Origin of the sequence: Lysinibacillus sp. NPDC086135, assembly GCF_044746345.1 — a bacterium.
Classification (GTDB): domain Bacteria; phylum Bacillota; class Bacilli; order Bacillales_A; family Planococcaceae; genus Lysinibacillus.
In genome coordinates this window covers 277,028-299,387 of record NZ_JBIVCA010000003.1, presented here as the reverse complement: position 1 = coordinate 299,387, position 22,360 = coordinate 277,028, and the positions used below count along the sequence as shown (strand labels likewise).

The window sequence follows — 22,360 nt, the reverse complement described above, 5'->3', positions numbered from 1 at the left end:
TCTATCTCTACTATACTTGTTTTTGAGAGAAGACGCAAGAAAAAAGCGAACGTTTATTCGTTTTTCTTCAAAATAAAAATTTGGGTAACTTTCCATTACCCAAATTTCTATTTTCAACATATTTAACTTCCTTCAGCCATATTTTCTGTAGCGAAAGCAAAGCGTCAGCTACAAGTTTGCCGAGGAATAATTGATTAACGTTTTTTAAAGCCTCTTTCTTCCAAAAGTTGCATTAAATAATGACAAGTAAATTTCGCCGCGCGCAGTCGATTTGTATTGCGCATACCTGATAAATGAAGTAAATACGTTATTGGTTTTTCATCGCCAATGGCAAGGCCAATCCAAACCGTCCCCGCTGGTTGATGATCATGGGCTGTAGGACCTGCCGCACCTGTTAATCCAATACCAATATCCGTATCAAACTTTTTACGTACAGCACTAGCCATAGCCGCCGCACATTCACTGCTTACAATCCCATGTGTAGTTAAAAATTCTTTTGAAATACCGAGTTGCTTAATTTTAGCCTCTTCCGTATACGTAACAACGCCACCAACAAGGGCATCCCCTACACCCGGTATTTCAGCAAGTTCTGACTGAAATAATCCTGCTGTTAAACTTTCTGCTGCAGAAATTGTTAACTTATTGTCTAGTAACATTTCTACTGTTTTAGAGGCAAGAGAATCGTCATCTATACCGTATTGATAGTCCCCAACAAGCGCTTGAATCTCTGTTACCTTTGCGGCAATAAGATGCTGCGCTTCTAGCTCCGTTTCTGCTTTAGCTGTTACACGCAATGTAACCTCGCCGTCAGAAGCAAGTGGAGCAACAGTTGGATTTGTTTGCGAATCTAAAATATGTTGGACACGAACCTCAAGCTCCGCCTCTCCAATTCCATAAAAACGCATAACATGCGATGTAATTACCCCTCCAGCGTTTAACATCGCACCAAGCTTTGGCTTTGCTTCAAACTGGAACATTGGCTCAAGCTCTTTAGGTGGCCCCGGCAGTAAAATATACGTACGTTCATCCTTAGTTACTATCATGCCAGGTGCCATACCGTGATGGTTTGCAAGCACCTCACTACCCGCTAGTTTTAAAGCCTGCTTACGATTATTATCCGTCATTGGACGTCCTCGTTTTGCAAAAAACTGCTCAATATTAGCCAGTGCGATATCATCAAATTCGAGAGAAACGTCCAGATGACGCGCAATCGTTTCCTTTGTTAAATCATCCTTTGTAGGCCCAAGCCCACCAGAGAAAATGATTAAATCAGCACGAGTCTCTGCAATGGAAATAGCCTCTTCCAAACGTTGTGCATTATCTCCAACAACAGTGTGATAATATACATTTATTCCTAACTCGGACAACTGACTAGAAATAAATCTTGCATTTGTGTTCGCAATCTGACCAAGCAATAACTCTGAGCCAACTGCAAGAATTTCAGCATTCATGACCCTCAAGACCTCTCTTATTTAGACTCAAGTAAGACACGTCGATTTAGATAGAAATAATCCCATCCAGACCATAGCGTAAAGAACAATGCAATATATAGCATAATTTTATCGAATGGAAGACCGATAAGTGTAAAAATTGTATTGTGTAAAAGTGCTGCACCGATGGCCACAATTTGAGCCCACGTTTTAATTTTGCCAAGCTGGTTGGCCGCAACAACTTCTCCTTCACCTGCCAATATTAAACGAAGGCCAGTAACTGCAAACTCACGACTAATAATAATGATTATTATCCATGCAGACGCCATATCAAGCTCTACCATTAAAATAAAAGCCGCTGAAACTAGCAACTTGTCAGCAAGTGGGTCTAAAAATTTCCCAAATGTTGTCACAAGATTGTACTTACGTGCATAAAAACCATCCACCCAATCAGTCGCTGAAGCAATAATAAAAATGAGTGCACCTACAAAATGATGAACAGGCATCGTCGCACCGAATAGTGACATTGTTCCCCAGCCAAAATCAAACATCATAACAATGACAAAAAACGGAATAAGTAAGATTCGAGAGATGGTAATTTTATTTGGAATGTTCATTTTTCTAACACCTTTCATGATGAAAGAAAGTAGTCATCGCTAGATGACTACTATTCTTTATTGAAATTGATGACGATGTTTTGCGTTACAATTTGCTGTGCATACGTTAAAGGCTCGTCATTAATGTATACTTTAGCTTGCGCTGAATTACCTAAGCGGATACGGGCGTAATTTTGAGATGTTGCGTCGAATTCTACTACTTCTCCTGCATTATATACACGAGTATCTGATAGTAATTCTTGTTGCTGTTGGTTACGAATACCGATAAATGTAGGACCTGATACTTCAATACGTATTTTAAATGCATCTGTACCTGTTAACGTATAAGAAGTTGTTGCACGGTCTGCTTCAATAACCCCAGCTGAAATCGATTGCTTAACCTCTTCCGTTTGCTTTTCGTCAGGTGTTTCCTGTGCTGAATCTTTTGAATCTGCTGAGTCTTGTTTGTTATTTGTTTGAGCTTTTTTTTGCTCTTTATCTTTTTCTGTATCTATTGGTTTTACTTTTGTATCATATTCTATTTCCGATGGAGTATCGCCTATAGCATCATCTGGCACTACTTTATTTTTAGACTGCATTAGCACCCAAATCACCACAATAATGACAATGATAAATAAACCAACGGTTATTTTCGGCATTGCCTCCATCATTTTAGTAGAAGGACCTTTCGAAACTTTTCTTCTACTTGGGCTACTCGTCATCGATTGACTTACTTGATTGTTTGGAGTACCTGGTAGCTCGCTTTTATAAGTTTCTAAAAGCTCCTCTGCGTCCAAACCAACAGCGTCAGCATATTGTTTAATAAAAGCTCGTACATAAAACGAACCAGGCATAATCGAATAATTACCCTCTTCAATACCTATTAAATAACGCTTTTGAATTTTCGTTATTTCTTGTAAATCGTCTAAGCTGTAGCCTTTAGACAGTCTCGCCTCTTTCAGTCGAGTCCCTAATTCTGCCACTCATAACACCTACTTTAATATCAAATTAAAAATTAAATCCACCAAATGAATTAGATTCGGACATCATTTGGCTTTTTTCCATTATTTCATACGTAATTTCTTCATCTGGGTGATGACGCAATTCAATGATATAATCAAAATCCTCTATCTTATATTCTGAATGCTGAACAAACATGTCTGGATGTTCGATGACCTTAATGGAAGGCATACTCATCATTTCACGCACTAGTTGCAAATGTCGCTCATCAGATGAACGACGTGTCACAATGCCATCTAATATAAAAATATTATTGTCACTGAATTCATCACCAGCAAGTTTATTGCGAACAGTCTGCTTAATCATTGTAGACGATAAAAAAATCCATTTTTTATTGGCACATACACTTGCCGCTACAATTGATTCAGTTTTTCCAACACGAGGCATTCCACGAATCCCAATAAGCTTATGCCCGTCTTTTTTAAATAGCTCAGCCATAAAGTCAACTAAAATACCAAGTTCATCTCGTACGAAGCGGAAGGTATTTTTTTCATCTGCATCTCGAGGAATATAATGACCGTGCCTAATGGCTAAACGATCACGGAGCTTAGGTTGTCGAAATTTGGTAACGTTAATATGTTCCATTGTCGAAACAATTGTACGAAAACGCTCAATTGTTTCATCGTTGTCTGTATGCACTAACATACCACGTCGATCCTCATCGACACCATTTATTGAAATAATATTGACACGAAGCATCCCTAAAAGTGAAGCAATATCTCCTAATAATCCAGGGCGATTCACCTGAATTTCATATTCAAAGTACCAATCGCTCAAACACACTCGTTCCCTTCCTATTAGTTAACGTAAAAAATCCTTTATAAGTTCCATCATAGCTGATTTTTTATGTAATGGAAAGTTAGAATACATGGAATTATGAGGTTATTTTTAAAAACTTACTATTTTTTTTTTCAACGTACGAAATAGGCTTACATACGTTCCCTTTTCTATGTAAAAATTGCTTTTTTATATAGAAAAAAGAGGAGATAGCTCTCCTCTTTGTTTTACTGTACATGTTTATTTTGTACAAGTTTAACGACACAATTCGCCAGTGCGTGTTTTTCCTCTTCAGAGGCAACGCCCCATAAATCCGACAGCACTCGCTCTTGTTCATTTTTAGGATCGACATTTGTCGCCAAATATTCTCCAATTTGTACAGCAGCTTGTTGAATCATTTGCGATGGCATACCGCTTGATTCAGCTCGCATAACGTTTTGACCTAAAAACGAAGTCCATTTTTGCCAGTTTTCTAAAATAGTCATATGTTCCTCCTCCTTTACACATGTAGTATGTGCGAAAAAGAACATTATATGTACCAGCCACCGTTTAATCTAATAACTTGTCCAGTTACATAATCTGCTTTTCCAGAAAGATAAAAACGTACCATTTCAGCAACATCCGTTGTTTGTCCGGTTATACCTAGTGGAATGTCCTCTAAAATATATTCAAGCTCTTCTTCGCTTAAATGACTGTTCATCGAGGTATTAATAAAACCAGGTGCAATGGCATTAACACGAATATGTGACAGTGCGGCTTCTTTCGCATATGACTTCACAAAAGCATGTTGGGCGCCTTTCACAGTGGCGTAAAGTGCTTCACCAGCTGATCCAGCCTCTCCCCAAATTGAACCAATAAAAAGCACATAGCTGACATCATGAGCGCGTAGCTTTGATGACAGCAATGCCGTAAGACGCATTGGATTTTGTACATGGACACGCCATAATGCCTCCATATCCTCCACCGTAGTATCTTCCAGCAGAGAATAATGTGCTTGACCATTTGCAAAGACAATCGCTTGCACATTAAAAATTTGAGATGCTAGCAATTGTGCCCCGGACGCTTTCGAAAAATCTCCCTGTACAAGCATAAACTCCTGTGCAGGGAAACTTTCTGAAAGGGAGCAGTATAGAGCCTGTGCTGCTTTTTCATTGTTTGAAAAGTGTATGTAGATGGACCAACCGTCTTCTGCCAGACTTCGACAAATAGCACGGCCAATCTCACCCGATGCACCTAAAACGAGCGCAAACTTTTTCACTATACGCCCTTCTCAGTAGGTAAAATTTTAAAGACAGTTTGTTGAGATTCACCTTGAACTGAAGAAAACGCTTTTTTCAAATCTTCAATCGTTAGTTCTTCTAGTACAGGCACAATATCGAACAAATTCATCTCATTAAACGAATAACGTGTAAATTGGTTGGCGATAAATTCAATAGAGTTCAGTGCACGTAGGAAGAAACCTATTTTTTTACGTTTTACTCGTTCTAAATCGGTACTTTCAAAATGTGCATCTCCATCATACTTTGCTAATTCTTCCTTAATAGCTTTCTCTAATGCAGCCGGGTCTGTAGAATCTGAGCCAATCATAGCAAATCCAAAGCCTTTTTCTAACGTGAAATCAAATGCATATGTTTCATCAATTAATCCGTCATCATAAACGTTCTCATAAAATTTAGATGTACGTCCAAAAATAAGTTCAAGTGCAATTTGAACAGACAGCTCATGTTTTAACATGTCACGCCCAGAAAGATTTGTTTCTTTTGCTTTTAAGCCGATATAGATCTTAGGTTTTTGTACATCCATATGCAGCTCACGTTCTTTGATAGCAACTTCTGTCGGCTCTTGATCGAAAAAGCGTTGAATTGGTGTTGGTTCAGGGAATTCTTTTTTGTCTTGATTGTCACGAATAAACGTCATCATTTCATTAGGATCTACTGCACCAATGACAAACAATAACATATTGGACGGATGATAAAATGTATTGTAGCACGTATATAAATGGTCGGCAGTAATACCATCAATTGACTCAATTGTACCAGCGATATCAATTTTTACTGGATGATTATGATACATATTTTCGATTGTACCGAAATATAAGCGCCAATCCGGCTGATCGTCGTACATCGTAATTTCCTGACCAATAATGCCCTTTTCCTTATTAACAGTTGCTTCTGTAAAGTAAGGCTCTTGAACAAAATTTAATAATGTTTCTGTGCTGTTATAAATATTGTTAGTTGAAGAAAATAAATACGCTGTACGTGTAAATGATGTAAAGGCATTGGCTGAAGCGCCGAATCCACTAAACTTTTGGAAGACATCTCCATCTTCTTTTTCAAACATTTTATGCTCTAAGAAGTGGGCAATACCATCTGGTACTGTCATGCTTTCAGTTCCACCAATTGGCACAAAAGTACGGTCAACAGAACCATATTTTGTGGTGAACGTTACAAAAGTTTTAGAAAAGCCTTTTTTCGGTAATATATAGACATCTAAGCCATTTTCTAGTTTTTCATAATACAATGTTTCATCTAATTGTTTGAATTCAATTGTTTTCATTGTGCGGCTTGCTCCTTCCCACTTAAGAAATAGACCGCTTCTAGCTGTACTTGCTTCGCCATTTCAACAATATCTTGCTTGGTCACAGCTTGCCATTTACTTGCCCAAGCCTCAACAGAGAACTCTTCGGGTAAATCTTTATATTGGTCAAAAATTTCTATTTGTCCTCGAGCAGAATCCAATGCTTCTTTTAGCTGATTCGTCAGCATTGCCTTTGTTTGCTCTATTTCCAAATCTGTAATATCGCCCGCTTGCATAACGGCAAGTTGTTCCTTAATTAGTGATAACGCTTTTTCCTCATTCTTTGGTTCAATCCCAGATACAACAAAGACTAAGCCATAATGTGATGCATATGAGCTAGACGCGTAGTAGGCTAAACTTTCCTTTTCACGAACATTCATAAATAATTTGGCGTGAGGGTAGCCACCAAATACGCCGTTAAAGATTTGCATTTTGGCGAAATCAGCGTCACCAAATCGTACTGGTGTACTAAAGCCAATATGCAACTTTCCTTGCTTCATTTCTTGTTGTTCACGTACATAATCATTTTGTGGATGCTGTTGTGGAAGTACAGCAGGAATTTCTTCAGGTGTACGATCATTAAATGGTAGCGCTTCTTTTAGCTTCGCTACGATTTCTTCTTCATTGATATCACCCGCGACATAAATGTCTATTTTATCGTTAGCAAGCATGGATTGATATGCTTCAAACAATGATGTAGGGGTAATTTTTTGAATGTCCTCGATAGTTCCATTAGCAGAAATAGAGGCCGGTTCATTTGGACGTAAAATTTGTTGAATGCGTTGCTGCGCAAAACGAGATTTATCGTCAAAAATGGACTCAATACGCTGAATGACCGTTTTCTTTTCACGTTCCACAATCGATTCCTTAAATACACCATTTTCTATATTCGGTTCAAATATTGCTGTGTGCAATAAATCGAGTACCTCGTTTAAAACACTAGTATTTGCCAAATAATGATCATTAACAGCTTCTACATTCATCAATACTGTATGTTCATTACCACGTTTAGATGTGTCGAAATATAACACTGTGCCATACAAGTCATCCAAGAAACTTCGGAATGCAGCTGTTGTCTTATATTTCGCATTACTGTGTTGCAAAACATTTGTTAACACTGTACGTTCAGACGCATTTGCCGCCGTTAATGCTCTTCTCCATTTAATTGAAAAATTTACGGTTTTAAATTGGGTCGTTTGTCGGATATGCAAATTGACACCTTTTGCAAAAGGTATTGTTTTAAACATATATAGAACCCTCCTTATCTTTCTTAATATAACAAAGTACTACACATACTATACATGTCTATTGTCTATAATTGCAAAAAGAATCCAAAGTATGTATATGAAATGTGTGAAATTACATTTGGTTGTTGAGGAACCTGTACATACAAGCACATAAAGATCAACCACCAACCATTATTTTCCCAAACACTTGAAATATGTACAAGGAAAAAGACTGAGCATTTTCGCCCAGTCTTTCGTGTCAACAATTATCTGTTTGTTATTAGCGTTTCCCTTTAATATAAGGTTGACCACTAGCTTTTGGTGCATTCGCTTTACCGATAAATCCTGCTAATGCAAAAATCGTTAAGACGTACGGTAAAATTTGTAAGTAAACAGCAGGAATATCTTGAATGTAAGGAATTCCACTTCCTGCAACACTTAACGTTTGTGCTACTCCAAAGAATAAAGCGGCACCTAATGCACCGATCGGATGCCATTTCCCAAAAATCATCGCAGCAATAGCCATAAAGCCTTGACCAGCAATTGTTGCATGTGAGAAATTGCCTGCAATCGATTGCGCATATACTGCACCACCAAGACCACCTAATGCCCCAGAGATGACAACAGCAATGTAGCGCATTCTATTCACTTTTACACCCATCGTATCTGCAGCCATTGGATGTTCACCAACAGCGCGTAAGCGTAAGCCAAATGGTGTTTTATAAATGATAAACCATGCCCCAATAGCTACTGCAAAAGCTAATATCGATGTACTGTAGACATTTTGGAATAATAATGGACCAAAGAACGGTATGTCCTCTAAATAAGGGATAGCGAAACGATTTATTGCATAGGTTTGGTCAATCATATCTGTTTGACCTTTATCATAAATCATTTTCACCAAGAATACGGATACCGCTAAACCTAATAAGTTGATAGCAACCCCCGATACTGTTTGATCGGCACGGAAGGAAATAGACGCAACTGCATGAAGAAGTGAAAAGATTCCCCCAATAATGAAAGCCGCCAGCATTGCCATCCAAATTGTTGCTGAACCGAATGTTGAAGCATATTCTAAATTGACATAAATACCAACAAATGCTCCAACAATCATTAAACCTTCTAATCCGATGTTTACTACACCAGAACGTTCAGAGAATACACCACCGATTGCCGTAAAAATTAACGGTGTTGCATAAAGAATCGCCGAAGGGATGATGAAATATAACATTTCTAAAAAGCCCATGTTATTGTCCCTCCTTTTTCTTGCTCAACTTTTGTAATGCTACTCGAATAATATAGCCTGATGCCACGAAGAAAATAATTAACGCGATAATAATAGACACGATTTCTTCTGGAATACCTGCAGCATTCGGCATATTTAGCGCTCCGTATTTAAGTGAGCCGAATAATGAAGCCCCGAATACAACCCCTAGTGGCGTGTTGGCACCAAGTAAGGCCACGGCGATCCCATCGAAACCTATACCTGTAAAGCCTGGTTTAATAGAGGCGTTTCCGAAAGTACCTAGTGCCTCCATAGCACCAGCAAGACCAGCGAACATACCTGAAATTGTCATAGCTAAAATAATGTTTTTATTGACGCTCATACCAGCATAGTCTGCAGCATTCTTGTTAAAGCCTACCGCTTTTAGCTCATATCCGCGTGTTGTTTTTTCTAAAATGAACCACATAACCATTACCATTAATAGTGCAACAATGATGCCATAGTGAAGACTTGAATTGTCTGTAAGCTCTCTTAAAAACGGAGAACGTAATGAAGCTGATACATGAACGCGTTCTGTTTTAAAGCCACCGTCAGACAAGTTTTTAATAACTGCATTTGCAATATAAAGCGCAGTGTAGTTTAACATAATTGTCGCAATAACTTCGTGAACTTTAAATTTCGCTTTTAAGAAACCTGCAATAAAGGCCCAAAATGCACCTGCAGCTGCGGCTGCAAGTAATGCTAATGGTAAGTGAATGACTTTAGGTAGATCAAATGCAGATCCTACCCAAGCTGCTGCTAACCAACCTAAAATTAACTGACCTTCTACACCGATGTTGAATAAACCTGTGCGGAAGGCAAATGCTACCGCAAGACCCGCCAATATGTACGGTGTTATTTGACGAATTGTGTTCCCAATTGAATATGAATCTCCAAAAATACCTGTCCAAAGGGCGCTATAACCTTGTACTGGGTCATAACCGCTAACTACCATTACGATAGCACCAACAATTAAACCGATAATGATAGAGATGATAGGAACGAGTATATTAATGACACGATTTGACATTAGTCGTTCCCCTCCTTCGCATCATTCATGTTATTTTTATTACTTTGTCCTGCCATTAATAGGCCCAGCTCTTGTTCAGTTGTTTCTTTTGGATTTAACTCATCCACAATTTGACCGTCATAAATAACAGCAATACGATCCGAAACATTCATGACCTCATCTAATTCAAATGAAATTAACAGTACGGCTTTTCCTTTGTCACGTTGCTCAATAAGGCGAGAGTGAATAAATTCAATTGCCCCTACGTCAAGACCACGTGTTGGTAAAGCAGCAATCAATAAATCTGGATTACGATCAATTTCACGACCGATAATCGCTTTTTGCTGGTTACCGCCTGAAAGGGCACGTGCTGGAGTCATTTCACCATTACCAGTACGCACATCATATTCTTCAATGATTTGGCGTGCTTTTTCAGACACTTTCTTGTAGTCCATGACAAAGCCCTTAGCGATTGGAGACTGATAATATGTTTGTAGTGCGATATTATGACCTATTGGGAAATCTAACACTAAACCATGCTTATGGCGATCTTGTGGGATATGCCCAACGCCTTCCTCCGTAATTTTTCGAGGCTTCATATTTGTTATATCTTTGCCATTTAATCTAACGTTACCACTTTTAATTTTACGTAGACCCGTTATAGCCTCGATTAACTCGGATTGTCCGTTGCCATCGATACCCGCAATACCAACAATTTCACCTTTACGTACTTTTAAGTTCAAACCTTTTACTTTATTGATATTACGATAGTCTGTAACAACCAAGTTTTCGATTGTAAGTACTTCATCAGTTGGTTTTGCTTCTGTTTTTTCTGTTTTAAATTCGACTTGGCGTCCAACCATCATTTCAGCTAATTGGTTAGGATTTGTTTCAGCAGTTATAACTGTCCCAATCCCTTCCCCTTTTCGAATAATCGTCACACGGTCAGAAACTTCCATAATTTCTTTTAGCTTATGAGTAATTAAAATAATGGATTTGCCCTCTGCAATTAAACGGCGCATTATTTGAATTAGTTCTGTAATTTCCTGTGGTGTTAAAGATGCCGTAGGTTCGTCAAAGATTAAAATTTCTGCACCGCGGTATAGTGTTTTTAAAATTTCAACACGCTGTTGCATCCCCACAGTAATATCCTCGATTTTGGCATATGGATCAACATCTAAACCATATTTCTCAGAAAGTGCCTGTACTTTCTTTGCCGCATCTTTAATATTAATAACACCCATTTTTGTAGGTTCAGAGCCTAAAATAATGTTCTCTGTTACTGTAAAATTTTCCACCAACATAAAATGCTGATGCACCATACCAATCCCTAGATCATTGGCCACATTTGGATTTGTAATTTTAACAGCCTTCCCACGAACTTGAATTTCGCCACCCTCTGGTTGATACAAACCAAAAAGGACGTTCATTAAAGTCGATTTACCTGCACCATTTTCACCTAGCAATGCATGGATTTCGCCTTTTTTCAGTTGGAGGGTGATGTTATTATTCGCCACGAAATTACCGAATTCTTTTCGGATTCCTAGCATCTCAATCACGTATTCCAATTTCGTCACTCCCTTAATAGGCACTTTTATCAATTTCGCCTTGGCGTAATTGCGGCTGTCGCCACAGAAAACATTTTGTAGCTGTCGCTTTGCTTTCGCTACATAAAACATTACTGACGCTTTGTTAACACTCCGCTTTCGCACAGATAAACAATACGTCCAGTTTTTGAAACCGTTATTTAGACAAACTTAAAACTAGCTATAGTCACTGTTAGTTCAACGTTTTTTCACATCGACAGCAATGACCTCAGCCAGAGGTTCCATCTTCGCTCAGTGGCATTATGTACCCTATTAACAAAAATTCACGCATATCATGTCCCACTAATAGAGGTAGATATTCTTCTGAATGAAGATAAATTAATACAGGAAAGGTCATCGTTAGAAACCTTTCTTCTATTAACTTGTTACCATCATTACTATTCTTTCGATAAACTCATAGAAAAATTACTACCTCTATGGTAAACAAATAGAATCCAACAGAGTATTGCAAATAGTCGAAATATAACGATAGATTGAAAAATCATCATAAGGGCCTTTTAAAAGTCCCTTATGATGATCAAAAGATGAATTATTTTTTCACTTTTTCCGGAACTTTAATTTCACCTTTAGCAATTTTTTCTTTATATTCATCAATGACAGTTTGAACATCTGCTGGGATTGCACCACGAGAATCTGCAAGTTTCACGCCGTCTTCAGCTAAACCATAAGTAAGTGTTTTGCCACCAGGGAATTCACCGTTTTTAGCTTTATTTGAAATATCTATAACTGCTGCGTTAACACCTTTTAACATAGAAGTTAATGTAACGTTTGTTTTATCATCCACTTTACCTTCTTCGTATTGGTCAGCATCTACACCAATTACCCATACATTTGCATTAGGATCTTTTTTCTTACGTTCCTTGGCCTCAGAGAATACACCGTTACCAGTTGCACCAGCAGCGTGGAAGATAATATCTACGCCTGAAGAATACATGCTATTAGCTGTCATTTTACCAAGATCAGCTTTATCAAATGCGCCAGTATATTTTCTTTTAATATCAATATCTGGATTTACTGTTTTAGCCCCTTCAACGAATCCAGCTTCAAAGCGATTAATAACGGGAATATCTCCTCCGCCAACGAAGCCGATTTTCCCTGTTTTAGACATTTTTGCAGCTGCTACACCAGCTAAGAAGGCACCTTCTTGCTCTTTGAACATAATAGATGCTACGTTGTCTGCTTTTACTGAAGCATCAACGATTGCGAATTTTTTATCTGGATTTTCTTCAGCTATTGCAGTCATAGCATCTTCCATCAAATAACCAATACCAAATACTAAATTAAAGTCACGACGTAATAATAAGTTTAAATTTGATTCATAGTCAGCGTCTGATTTTGATTGTAAGTAATCGAAGCCACCATTACCTTTTTTCAGGTTATTTTCTTCACCGTAAGCTTGAACACCTTCCCAAGCAGATTGGTTGAATGATTTATCATCAACGCCACCTACGTCAGTAACCATTGCTACTGAGAATGCTTCTTTTTTGTCTTCGCCTGTTGATGCATTTCCATTGTCTTTTGCAGGTTTTTCTTCGTCTTTCGTACCACATGCACCTAAGATTGCACTTGCAGCTAAAACTGATGATAATACTAAGCCAAATTTACGTTTCTTCATTCTGTTAACCCCCCAAAGGTATTGTAATTAGCAGGAAAATATTTAGAAATGTTCTACACCCGTTTACGAACTACATGGAAGCTGAATTTATCAGCTCGGAAATAATTTTTTGAATACAGCACTACTTGATCATGATCATCGTAATGCAACTGCTTTAATACTAAAAGAGCTGTTTCACGCCCGCAATTTAAAATCGGTGAAGCTTGCTCATGATACCCGATTGGATCAATATATGTAACGGCATAGGCAACATGAATTTTACCAGATTGTTCAAGTGCAGAAAAAAGTGAAACTTCTTTTTTTTCAACAAAGTCAGTTGGCAGGAAACTTGCTGGTAATCTGTCTATGCAGTATACTACCGGCTCGCCATCCGCTGTTCTGACACGTTCAATTGTGAGTATTTTATCTTCGCCATCACATTGGAAGCGTTTTAAATCTTCCTCAGAAGGTATACTTTCCGTCGCCTTTAAAAAGCGGGAACCGGGTTCCATACCTGCTGCCTCGATCATAGAAGAAATGCTCGATAAATGCTCGATACCTGATGTAAACAAAGGCTTAGGGTTTACAAATGTCCCCACCCCATGTCGACGCACGATAACATTTTCCTCTTCCAACAGTCGTAGCGCTTCTCTAAGAGTTGCTCGACTGACTCCTAGTGATTTCGATAATTCAAACTCTGAAGGCAGTTTTTCATTTTCTTTAAAAATGCCTGTTTCAATGTCAGACTTTAAACGATCAATTACTTGAAGATAGAGATGACGATGATCTGCTTTAATAGTCACATATATCACCACCAAAATCAGAGATCAGACATCTGATGTACAACATTCCTACTAATCGTTCATAAATATAACATTTTTATAGACTGAAAGCAATTACACCTTAGCGTAATTGCTTCCGAATTTTGAAATGAATTTGGCCTATTTGATATATTCAACATTATTCATTTTTTTTTCGTTGTTTTGGCTCTAATTATCGTATTGATTAATGAGCACTTGTCGAGGTTTACTACCCTCTGAAGGCCCGACAATACCGCGTTGTTCCATTTGATCGACAATACGAGCAGCTCTCGAATAACCGATACGGAATCGGCGTTGCAACATCGAAACAGAGGCCGTCTGCATACTCACAACTAACTGTACAGCCTCATCAAATAATTCGTCGGTTTCCTCTAAAATTGTCTCTTCTTCGGTCGGAATCATTTCCTCCTGATACTGTGCTTTTTGCTGTTCTATAACAAAGGTAACAACTGACTCAACTTCTTGATCTGATAAAAAGGCACCTTGCACACGTTTCGGTTTAGATGCACCGGCAGGTAAAAACAGCATATCGCCTCGACCGAGTAAACGTTCTGCTCCACCCATATCTAAAATCGTTCTAGAATCGATTGCTGATGAAACCGCAAAGGCAATACGCGAAGGAATATTTGCTTTAATAACACCTGTCAATACATCAACACTTGGTCGTTGGGTTGCAATTATTAAATGAATCCCTGCTGCACGTGCCATTTGTGCTAAACGTGTAATAGAATCCTCTACATCACTTGAGGCAACCATCATTAAGTCTGCTAACTCGTCTACAATTACCACAATATAAGGTAATTTCGGATGTTTTTCATCCGTTTGCTCATTAACTTTTTGTACATGACCATTGTAGCCTTCGATATTACGAGTACCTGTATGAGAAAATAGATCATAGCGGCGCTCCATTTCAGCCACAACTTTCTTTAGCGCCTGAGACGCTTTACGAGCATCCGTAACAACTGGTGCCAGTAGATGAGGTATTCCATTATAAACATTTAACTCCACCATTTTCGGGTCTATCATCATTAGCTTTACCTCATGTGGTTTTGTACGCATTAGGATTGATACGACAATACCATTTATACACACACTTTTCCCACTACCCGTCGAACCTGCAACAAGTAAATGTGGCATTTTATTGAGCTCGGCGAGTACTGCTTGTCCAGTAATATCACGACCTAATGCGACTTGTAATAAAGCTTCTGGCTTGGCACCATCTTTAGACTCTAACACTTCCCGCAATGTAACAATTGCTACCTCACTATTTGGTACTTCAATGCCAATCGCAGACTTCCCTGGAATAGGTGCTTCCATACGAATATCCTTTGCAGCAAGTGCTAAGGCAAGATCATCCTGTAAATTTACTATTTTACTTACTTTCACGCCTATATCCGGTAATATTTCGTATTTCGTTACAGCTGGGCCTAAATGAACCTGCGTTACTTTTGCTTTTACACCAAAGCTTTGCAACGTTTGCTCAAGCTTTTTCGCATTGGCCTGAATGACAGAATATTCGCCACTTTGGTCATGCTGCGGCGGTAATTGTAATAGATTATAAGACGGTAGTTGATAATCTGCATTTTCTACAGCATCTGCCCCTTCGATATGGACATCATCAACAATTTCTCCATGTTCAATATCTTCATTTTCAGCTGTTGCATATTCTTCTCGTTCATGAGATACATTTTGAGTAAAGGCAGAGATGATTGGTTCATAAGAATTTCCATCTTCTTCTTGTACCTCAGGCTCCTGTTCGACAGCTGCGATATCATCCTTGCTTTCTACTTTTGAACGGCGATTTTTAGATTTCTTTGGCATATTTTTTTTCTTTTCACGATGTTTTTTCTGCCATTTCCCAAAAAGGTCAGGCATTTTTTCTGCTAAATATGGAACAAGCGCCTTTCCTGTTACTAAAATTAAGCCGATAAAGAAGATAACCCATGCAACGACCTTCGCACCTCTTGCCTCAAATAATACATGTAGAGCGCTGAATAACAGTGCACCAATCATACCTCCGCCAAGTGCGTTACTTCGATGGATAATACCCTCTGAATTAATTAATATTCGCCAAGATTCTCGCAACACAGAGTCCGATAATAAACCACCAGATTTTGATAATTGTTCAAAAAGAATACCGTGACTAAAAATTGTTAAACTCATAACAATGAGGAGCATCCCTAATATGAGACGATCATAAATGCTTACTTTTTTCCGCCCAATCATTAGTAATAACGCAACAAATATAAGCATAAATGGCACAGCAAAATGTAAATTTCCTAAAAGAAACATTGCTATTGTTTGGAGAACACGTCCAATCATGCCATATTCAAAAATCATAATAACCGCTAATGCAATTAAAATAAGTCCTAAAATTTCATACATAAGTGGATGCATTTCTTTTTTTTCTGTAGACGTTTTACCTTTCGTGACTTTTCTTTTTTTACTAGTCGCCATCTATTTCACCTTCTTTTGTAATCCATTCTATATATGTAGCGAATAATATCATGTAGAACTTGTTTATTTCAAAAAATAGACTCATCACCATAACGTGTCGTTAATCTTCGTTCCGGCTGGGCTTTCCTGGAGGCGTCAGCCGGAACGGAAATCTACTCTCTTATCAATTTTACCTTGGCGTAATTGTGGCTGTCGCTACAAATAAACAATGCGTCCAGATTTTGCATTATACTCAGGCCTGCACGAGGGCCGACACGATGTTGGTCATTTCGGTAATGCCACAGGACATGGCATTTTTACCGATGCAGGTTCAGAGGTGAGAGTCTTCTACTCAATGAGATAAATGACATATGTTTTAACAAATATCATTCTTACTATTTAGGTTCGAGCCAAAAAAAGGATTTTCCACCGTTTACATTCGGTTAGAAAATCCTTTTTCATTCAACGATGATCTTTCATTTTTAATATTCCATAATGATTGGGATAATCATTGGGCGGCGCTTCGTTTTTTGGAATAAATACGTATTCAGTGTATCTCGAATTTCTTGTTTAATGTTTGTCCATTCAAATGTATCTTTACCAACGTATTTTTCAATAACAGTTTTCGCAATCTCAGAAGCTTCTACCATCAATTCTTCTGATTCGCGTACATATACGAAACCACGCGATAAAATTTCTGGACCAGATGCAATTTTCTTTTGAGCACGGTTTAACGTTACAACAACAATGAAAATACCATCCTGCGATAATAACTTACGATCGCGAAGTACAATATTGCCTACATCCCCAACACCAATACCGTCTATTAATACATTACCAGCTTGTACACGGCCACTCATTCGCATTTTACCATTTTTATATTCTACAATATCCCCTTTATCGGCGATAAAAATTTGTGATTTTTGCATACCTAGTTGTTGAGCAAGCTTAGAGTGAGCAATAAGCATACGGTACTCACCTTGCACAGGGATAAAGTACTTCGGTTGCATTAAGTTTAGCATTAATTTTAAATCCTCTTGGCTACCGTGACCCGACACATGTACATTTTTGCTAGATGTTAGAATTTCAGCGCCTGCTTTTGCAATAGAGTTCATCGTATTTGCCATCTGTACTTCCATACTAGGAGATGGTGTAAAAGTAATTAATACGGTATCATCTTGCTTTATTTTAATGTCTCGGTGATGTTTGCGGACGATTTTCTCTAATGCATCAAGTGGCTCCCCTTTATTACCTGTAGCAATAATAATAATCTCATCATCTTGATACTTTTGCATTTCTGAAATAGGGATGATTGTATCTTCCTCAGTCGTTAAGTAACCTAGCTGTACACCTAAATCCACAGCTTTCTCTAAAGGTTTTCCTACGATGACTACCTTACGGAAAGACTTTTGAGCTTGTGTAAATACTTGTTGAATACGAATAAAATTCGATGCATAAACAGCAACTAAAATACGACCTGGTGCTGAATGGAATGTTTTTGATAATTGCTCTTCAATGACAATCTCAGATGTCGTATAACCTGGTCGCTCAGCTTCACTCGACTCAGATAATAGAATAAATACGCCTTCTTCTCCTAACTGAGCCATTTTTGCTAAATCAGGCTTAAATTTACCTGTCGCTGATTGATCGAATTTAAATTCCCCTGTATGAACAATTGCTCCTTCAGATGTATGGAACACTACCCCTAACGAATCGGGAATACTATGTGTTGTATGGAAGAATGTCACATACGTTGAGTTAAAATTCATACGACTACGGTTCGTAACCTCAAAGAATTTCACCTGATGTGGTGCAGGCAATTCCTTTAATTGTTCCTTTGCAAGTGCAATTGTTAATTTTGATCCGTACACTGGCGCTTTCACTTTTTGTAATACATAGGCAATCGAGCCAATCGCATCTTCATGACCATGTGTTAAGAAAATCCCTTTCACACGATCTTTATTTTCTTCTAAATACGTAATATCCGGAATTACGATATCAATGCCCAGCATTTCGTCTTCAGGGAACATCAAGCCGCTATCCACTACAAATAGCTCTTCGTCAATTTCTACTACGTACATTGCTTTCCCAATTTCGCCCACGCCACCAAGTGGGATGATGCGAATTAATTCATTTTTCTTTTTTGTCAATTTATTTCCTCCTAAAAAATATCCCGAACAGCAACCACTTAAGATTTATTATACGGTTTGCAAAGCTTTTGCACAAATTAAAAATTCAACTTTCATGAAGGAAACAGAAATTTTTTGCTAATTTTATTACTAATAGATGGAAAGCTGGTTGAGTATGTAGCATTGTGAAAGGTCTAATTTTCGCCTTTTATTTAGCGACGTAAGCTTTTGGTAATGGGGTATATCGCGGATTGTAAGCCTTTCTCTGTAAGGTTGTTCTAGCGCTTCGAGCGGATTTCAGTCTTACTTGAGCAGTTCTCTTTCCTACCCGAGCGGATACCATCTTCCATGAGGGGGGCATCCCTTCGAGCAACGATCTTATTCTTCTATATTTTTAACAAAAGAAAAAAGACCGTAAACAAACTAAAAAATTTCACGTTTGTTTACGGTCTGAGGATTTAACTAAAGGTACTTATTTTTCTAAAGCTTTTCGCTTTTTCTTGATACGTATCCCAAATTCGGTCAAAGTTTGCTTTTTCTTCATCTGTCATTTCCATCATTGGCAGACGAACATTAAGTGTATCAAAGCCTAATTTTGTCATCGCGTATTTTACAGGCGATGGGTTTGGCTGTGCGAACAACGCACGTACAAGTGGTAATAATGCTCGGTGAATTTTGGCTGCTAGCTCGTGATTTCCTTCTTCAAACGCTTTAATCATTAATTGCATATCATTTCCAACAACATGAGCAGCAACAGAAATAATTCCTGCTCCGCCTATTGCTAGTAGTGGGAGTGTTAAACCATCATCCCCACTATAAACGAAGAAATCATCATCTGAATCAACATTCTCAATAATATCGCCCATTTGATCTAAATTGCCACTCGCTTCTTTAATCCAGGAAATATTAGGGATTTTACTTAAAGCAACGGAAGTTTCATAGGCAACATTGATGCCTGTACGTCCTGGCACGTTATAAAGCATGACAGGCAAACTTGTTTCTTTTGCAATTGTTTCAAAATGCGCAAAAATACCGCGTTGATTTGGCTTATTATAATATGGTGCTACAAGCATGATACCATCTGCACCATTTTCTTCAGCCTTGTGCGTCATTGCAATAGAGTAAGCAGTCTCGTTATCCCCTGTACCTGCAATTACAGGTACACGGCCTGCTACTTTTTCTACTGTAAAGCGTACAACTTCAATTTTTTCTTCTGTGGACATAGTTGGGTTTTCAGAGGTTGTGCCACATGCGACAATGCAATCTGTACCATTATCAATCAAATAATTAATAATACGTTCTAGTTCTGGATAATTAATCGTGCCATCTTCTTTGAACGGCGTAATCATCGCCGTTCCAATTCGACCTAAATTCATCCTTACACCCCTCTTATAGTAAGTTATCCTCCAGCATTGCTTCTGCAATTTGAATAGAGTTTAATGCAGCGCCTTTTAAAAGATTGTCAGAAACGATCCATAGATGGAATCCTTTTTTATTGTCTAAATCTTGACGGATACGTCCTACATAAGTAGCATCTTCCCCTTCTGCATAGATAGGCATTGGGTAAGTTTGTGTTGCGATATCATCTTGTAATACTACTCCAGATGCACTGCGTAATACTTCAAAAACCTCCTGTACCGTTGCTTCTTTTTCTACTTCAATATAAACAGATTCAGAGTGTCCTGAAACGACTGGCACGCGAACACAAGTTGCTGCTACTTTTAGTTCTGGTGCATGCATGATTTTCTTCGTTTCATTAATCATTTTCATTTCTTCGTATGTAAAGCCATTGTCTGTAAATTTATCAATTTGTGGAATGACATTACGAGCGATTGGATAATGACGTTTGTCGCTACCAGAAGGTAAAATATTTGCTTCTACATCCTTACCTGCATCCCAATTTTCACTTTGTGCCTTTAATTCTTGAATAGCAGAAATACCTGCACCTGAAACGGCTTGGTATGTTGATACAATAATTTTAGTTAAGCCAAATGCATTACGAATAGGTTCAAGTGCAGCCATCATTTGAATTGTAGAGCAGTTTGGATTCGCAATAATCCCTTTATGCTTAGCAAGATCGCCACGATTTACTTCAGGCACAACTAGTGGTACCTCCGGATCCATGCGGAAATGGCTCGTATTATCGATTACTACGGCACCACGTTTTGCCGCTTCTGGCGCCAGTACCGCTGATACAGAACCACCAGCTGAGAATAAAGCGACATTGACGCCTTCAAAAGCTTCAGGTGTCGCTTCTTCAATTGTATATGTCTTACCATTAAATTCGATTGGTTTCCCTGCTGAACGTGCAGAAGCTAAAAATTTTATATCTCCGATTGGAAAATTCCGTTTAATTAGCTGTTCCATCATTTTTGTGCCTACTGCCCCTGTTGCTCCAACAACCGCAACTGTTAACTGCTTTGTCATCTGTCATCTCTCCTTGAATACATGTTCCATAATGTGTGCTATTGTATCACAAAAATACAGAAAATTGTGTGTAATTCGTGAATTATTTGAAATATTGTATAAACAGTGGCTGTAATTGTTTTTTCTCCGTAATTGCTTCATGTACAGTTGCGACCATTTGATCAAAATCAGCAATCAAGGAATTTGGCTTGGAATGCGGGGAGTCCTGCCCGAATGGAATAAAGTAAATGTTTTTAGCATTTAGCAGCCTCATAATATTCATACCATTTAAGCCAAGCGCATCATTAGTTGAGATGCCTAGGACAACAGGCGAACCGTTACGCAATGTTGCCTTAGCAGCCATCAATACTGGACTATCTGTTGCTGCATTAGCAAATTTACTAATACTATTGCCAGTCATCGGCGCTATAACCATCGCATCCAATGGATTGGATGGTCCGAATGGTTCTGCCTCTTTAATAGAGGATATTACCTTTTCTCCAGTAAATTCCTCTATTTTTGCAATCCACTCCTCTCCGGTACCAAAACGCGTAGCCGCATGTAACACAGAATGCGTAATTATTGGAATAACTGTTGCTCCTGCATCTATAAAGTTTTGAATTTTAGGTACTACATCCTCATACGTACAGTGAGAGGCTGTAATACCTAAACCAATTCGTTTACCCGTTAGCAATTTTCTTCCTCCTCTATTGCCTTGCACAATATTGTAGCTGCATCATGTGCAAAGTATTTCCCAGGTAATGATGGCAATAGTACGTACGTTTGTAATTGCTCAGTGTCTATATCTAAACAGCCAGGCTCTGAAGCCAAATCATATAGGACAGCTGGGACATGATCTAGGAATGATTCTGTAATCCATTTAGCTGGAATCGTATTGATAAAAATCCCATCATTAATTGACCATTTGCGGTCGTCTAAATTCGTAGCTTTATAACCATATGCCTTTGCTTCACTCACTTGTACAACTGAACGCGCAACTATATGGACATTAGCGCCCATCTTGACGAGTAAAGAGGCGAGCATTTTGGCTGTGCGTCCAAAACCTGCGATCGTAAAGTTTTGTCCGTGAATGCACTTTTGCTCGAGTCCGTAAAACGTGGCGATAAACCCTTCGGCTGTTAATCTTGCGTTTTGCCAAATAAAAGATTCTTGTTGTAAATAACAATTTGTTTCATTTTTCTCAAGCAATTGCTTCCAATGCATCGTCAAACGCCCTGTATAAAACTTAACTTGGGATATCCCATAAAGCTGTTCCACTTCAATTTTTAGTGGAAGGACGGGAAGAATAATTCTATTTGGTTGGAATTCTAATACAAGCTTATTTAACTCTTCATTCCAAACTGATGTTCTTTTATAAAATACCGTTCTCGATGGGCTTCTTAGCATAGTAGCTAATTCCTTTAACCTTAGATCCTCACCGATAACAAGCCATTTTTCATTTTCCAAA

The 22,360-nt window shown here is 38.3% G+C and carries 19 protein-coding genes; all 19 read right to left on the bottom strand.

All coding sequences use genetic code 11. The features are described from left to right. Positions 1-194: 194 nt before the first annotated feature. Positions 195-1,451 carry a competence/damage-inducible protein A gene (locus tag ACIPKN_RS06455; protein WP_400934407.1) on the bottom strand — a complete coding sequence of 419 codons (1,257 nt, stop codon included), beginning with the start codon at positions 1,449-1,451 and terminating at the stop codon, positions 195-197. Between the two features lie 17 nt (positions 1,452-1,468). Continuing rightward, positions 1,469-2,047: a CDP-diacylglycerol--glycerol-3-phosphate 3-phosphatidyltransferase gene (pgsA, locus tag ACIPKN_RS06450; RefSeq protein ID WP_142507411.1), complete on the bottom strand. Its 579-nt coding sequence runs from the start codon at positions 2,045-2,047 to the stop codon at positions 1,469-1,471. A 50-nt stretch (positions 2,048-2,097) separates the two neighbouring features. Continuing rightward, positions 2,098-3,009 carry a helix-turn-helix domain-containing protein gene (locus ACIPKN_RS06445; RefSeq protein WP_400934404.1) on the bottom strand — a complete coding sequence of 304 codons (912 nt, stop codon included), beginning with the start codon at positions 3,007-3,009 and terminating at the stop codon, positions 2,098-2,100. Positions 3,010-3,034: 25 nt separating this feature from the next. Beyond that, positions 3,035-3,823, bottom strand: coding sequence for a DUF3388 domain-containing protein (locus ACIPKN_RS06440; RefSeq protein ID WP_142507413.1), 789 nt, complete (start codon positions 3,821-3,823; stop codon positions 3,035-3,037). 227 nt (positions 3,824-4,050) lie between these two features. After that, the gene (locus tag ACIPKN_RS06435) at positions 4,051-4,308 is read right to left on the bottom strand and encodes a DUF3243 domain-containing protein (RefSeq protein WP_132357376.1); all 258 of its coding nucleotides are present in this window, start codon (positions 4,306-4,308) and stop codon (positions 4,051-4,053) included. A gap of 44 nt (positions 4,309-4,352) precedes the next feature. Continuing rightward, on the bottom strand, positions 4,353-5,081 hold the full coding sequence (ymfI, locus tag ACIPKN_RS06430) for an elongation factor P 5-aminopentanone reductase (RefSeq protein WP_400934402.1): 729 nt from the start codon (positions 5,079-5,081) through the stop codon (positions 4,353-4,355). Continuing rightward, a complete protein-coding gene (gene yfmH, locus ACIPKN_RS06425; protein ID WP_400934401.1) occupies positions 5,081-6,379 on the bottom strand; it encodes an EF-P 5-aminopentanol modification-associated protein YfmH in 1,299 nt (432 codons plus the stop codon). The genes ymfI and yfmH overlap by 1 nt, the downstream gene beginning before the upstream one ends. Then, on the bottom strand, positions 6,376-7,647 hold the full coding sequence (gene yfmF / locus ACIPKN_RS06420; protein WP_400934400.1) for an EF-P 5-aminopentanol modification-associated protein YfmF: 1,272 nt from the start codon (positions 7,645-7,647) through the stop codon (positions 6,376-6,378). Before yfmF ends, yfmH begins: the two co-directional genes overlap by 4 nt. A 259-nt stretch (positions 7,648-7,906) precedes the next feature. Continuing rightward, positions 7,907-8,872 (bottom strand): ABC transporter permease, encoded by a 966-nt coding sequence (locus tag ACIPKN_RS06415; RefSeq protein ID WP_142507417.1) that lies wholly within the window; start codon positions 8,870-8,872, stop codon positions 7,907-7,909. A 1-nt stretch (position 8,873) separates the two neighbouring features. Further along, entirely contained in the window at positions 8,874-9,920 is a 1,047-nt protein-coding gene (locus ACIPKN_RS06410) for an ABC transporter permease (RefSeq protein WP_400934398.1), read from the bottom strand. Then, complete coding sequence (locus ACIPKN_RS06405) at positions 9,920-11,467, bottom strand: ABC transporter ATP-binding protein (RefSeq protein ID WP_400934396.1); 1,548 nt, start codon at positions 11,465-11,467, stop codon at positions 9,920-9,922. The genes ACIPKN_RS06410 and ACIPKN_RS06405 overlap by 1 nt, the downstream gene beginning before the upstream one ends. A 568-nt stretch (positions 11,468-12,035) precedes the next feature. Then, a complete protein-coding gene (locus ACIPKN_RS06400) occupies positions 12,036-13,121 on the bottom strand; it encodes a BMP family lipoprotein (protein ID WP_400934394.1) in 1,086 nt (361 codons plus the stop codon). A gap of 53 nt (positions 13,122-13,174) precedes the next feature. Next, on the bottom strand, positions 13,175-13,903 hold the full coding sequence (locus tag ACIPKN_RS06395) for a GntR family transcriptional regulator (RefSeq protein ID WP_132357384.1): 729 nt from the start codon (positions 13,901-13,903) through the stop codon (positions 13,175-13,177). A 186-nt stretch (positions 13,904-14,089) separates the two neighbouring features. Then, positions 14,090-16,378, bottom strand: coding sequence for an FtsK/SpoIIIE family DNA translocase (locus tag ACIPKN_RS06390; RefSeq protein WP_400934392.1), 2,289 nt, complete (start codon positions 16,376-16,378; stop codon positions 14,090-14,092). Between the two features lie 461 nt (positions 16,379-16,839). Next, entirely contained in the window at positions 16,840-18,507 is a 1,668-nt protein-coding gene (locus tag ACIPKN_RS06385) for a ribonuclease J (protein ID WP_400934390.1), read from the bottom strand. Between the two features lie 437 nt (positions 18,508-18,944). Continuing rightward, positions 18,945-19,862, bottom strand: a complete 918-nt coding sequence (gene dapA / locus ACIPKN_RS06380) for a 4-hydroxy-tetrahydrodipicolinate synthase (RefSeq protein WP_142507423.1) — start codon at positions 19,860-19,862, stop codon at positions 18,945-18,947. Positions 19,863-19,875: 13 nt separating this feature from the next. After that, entirely contained in the window at positions 19,876-20,913 is a 1,038-nt protein-coding gene (locus ACIPKN_RS06375) for an aspartate-semialdehyde dehydrogenase (protein ID WP_400934388.1), read from the bottom strand. A gap of 82 nt (positions 20,914-20,995) precedes the next feature. Continuing rightward, the gene (locus tag ACIPKN_RS06370) at positions 20,996-21,586 is read right to left on the bottom strand and encodes a dipicolinate synthase subunit B (RefSeq protein WP_400934386.1); all 591 of its coding nucleotides are present in this window, start codon (positions 21,584-21,586) and stop codon (positions 20,996-20,998) included. After that, positions 21,580-22,359 (bottom strand): dipicolinate synthase, encoded by a 780-nt coding sequence (locus ACIPKN_RS06365; RefSeq protein ID WP_400934384.1) that lies wholly within the window; start codon positions 22,357-22,359, stop codon positions 21,580-21,582. Before ACIPKN_RS06365 ends, ACIPKN_RS06370 begins: the two co-directional genes overlap by 7 nt. Position 22,360 lies beyond the last annotated feature (1 nt).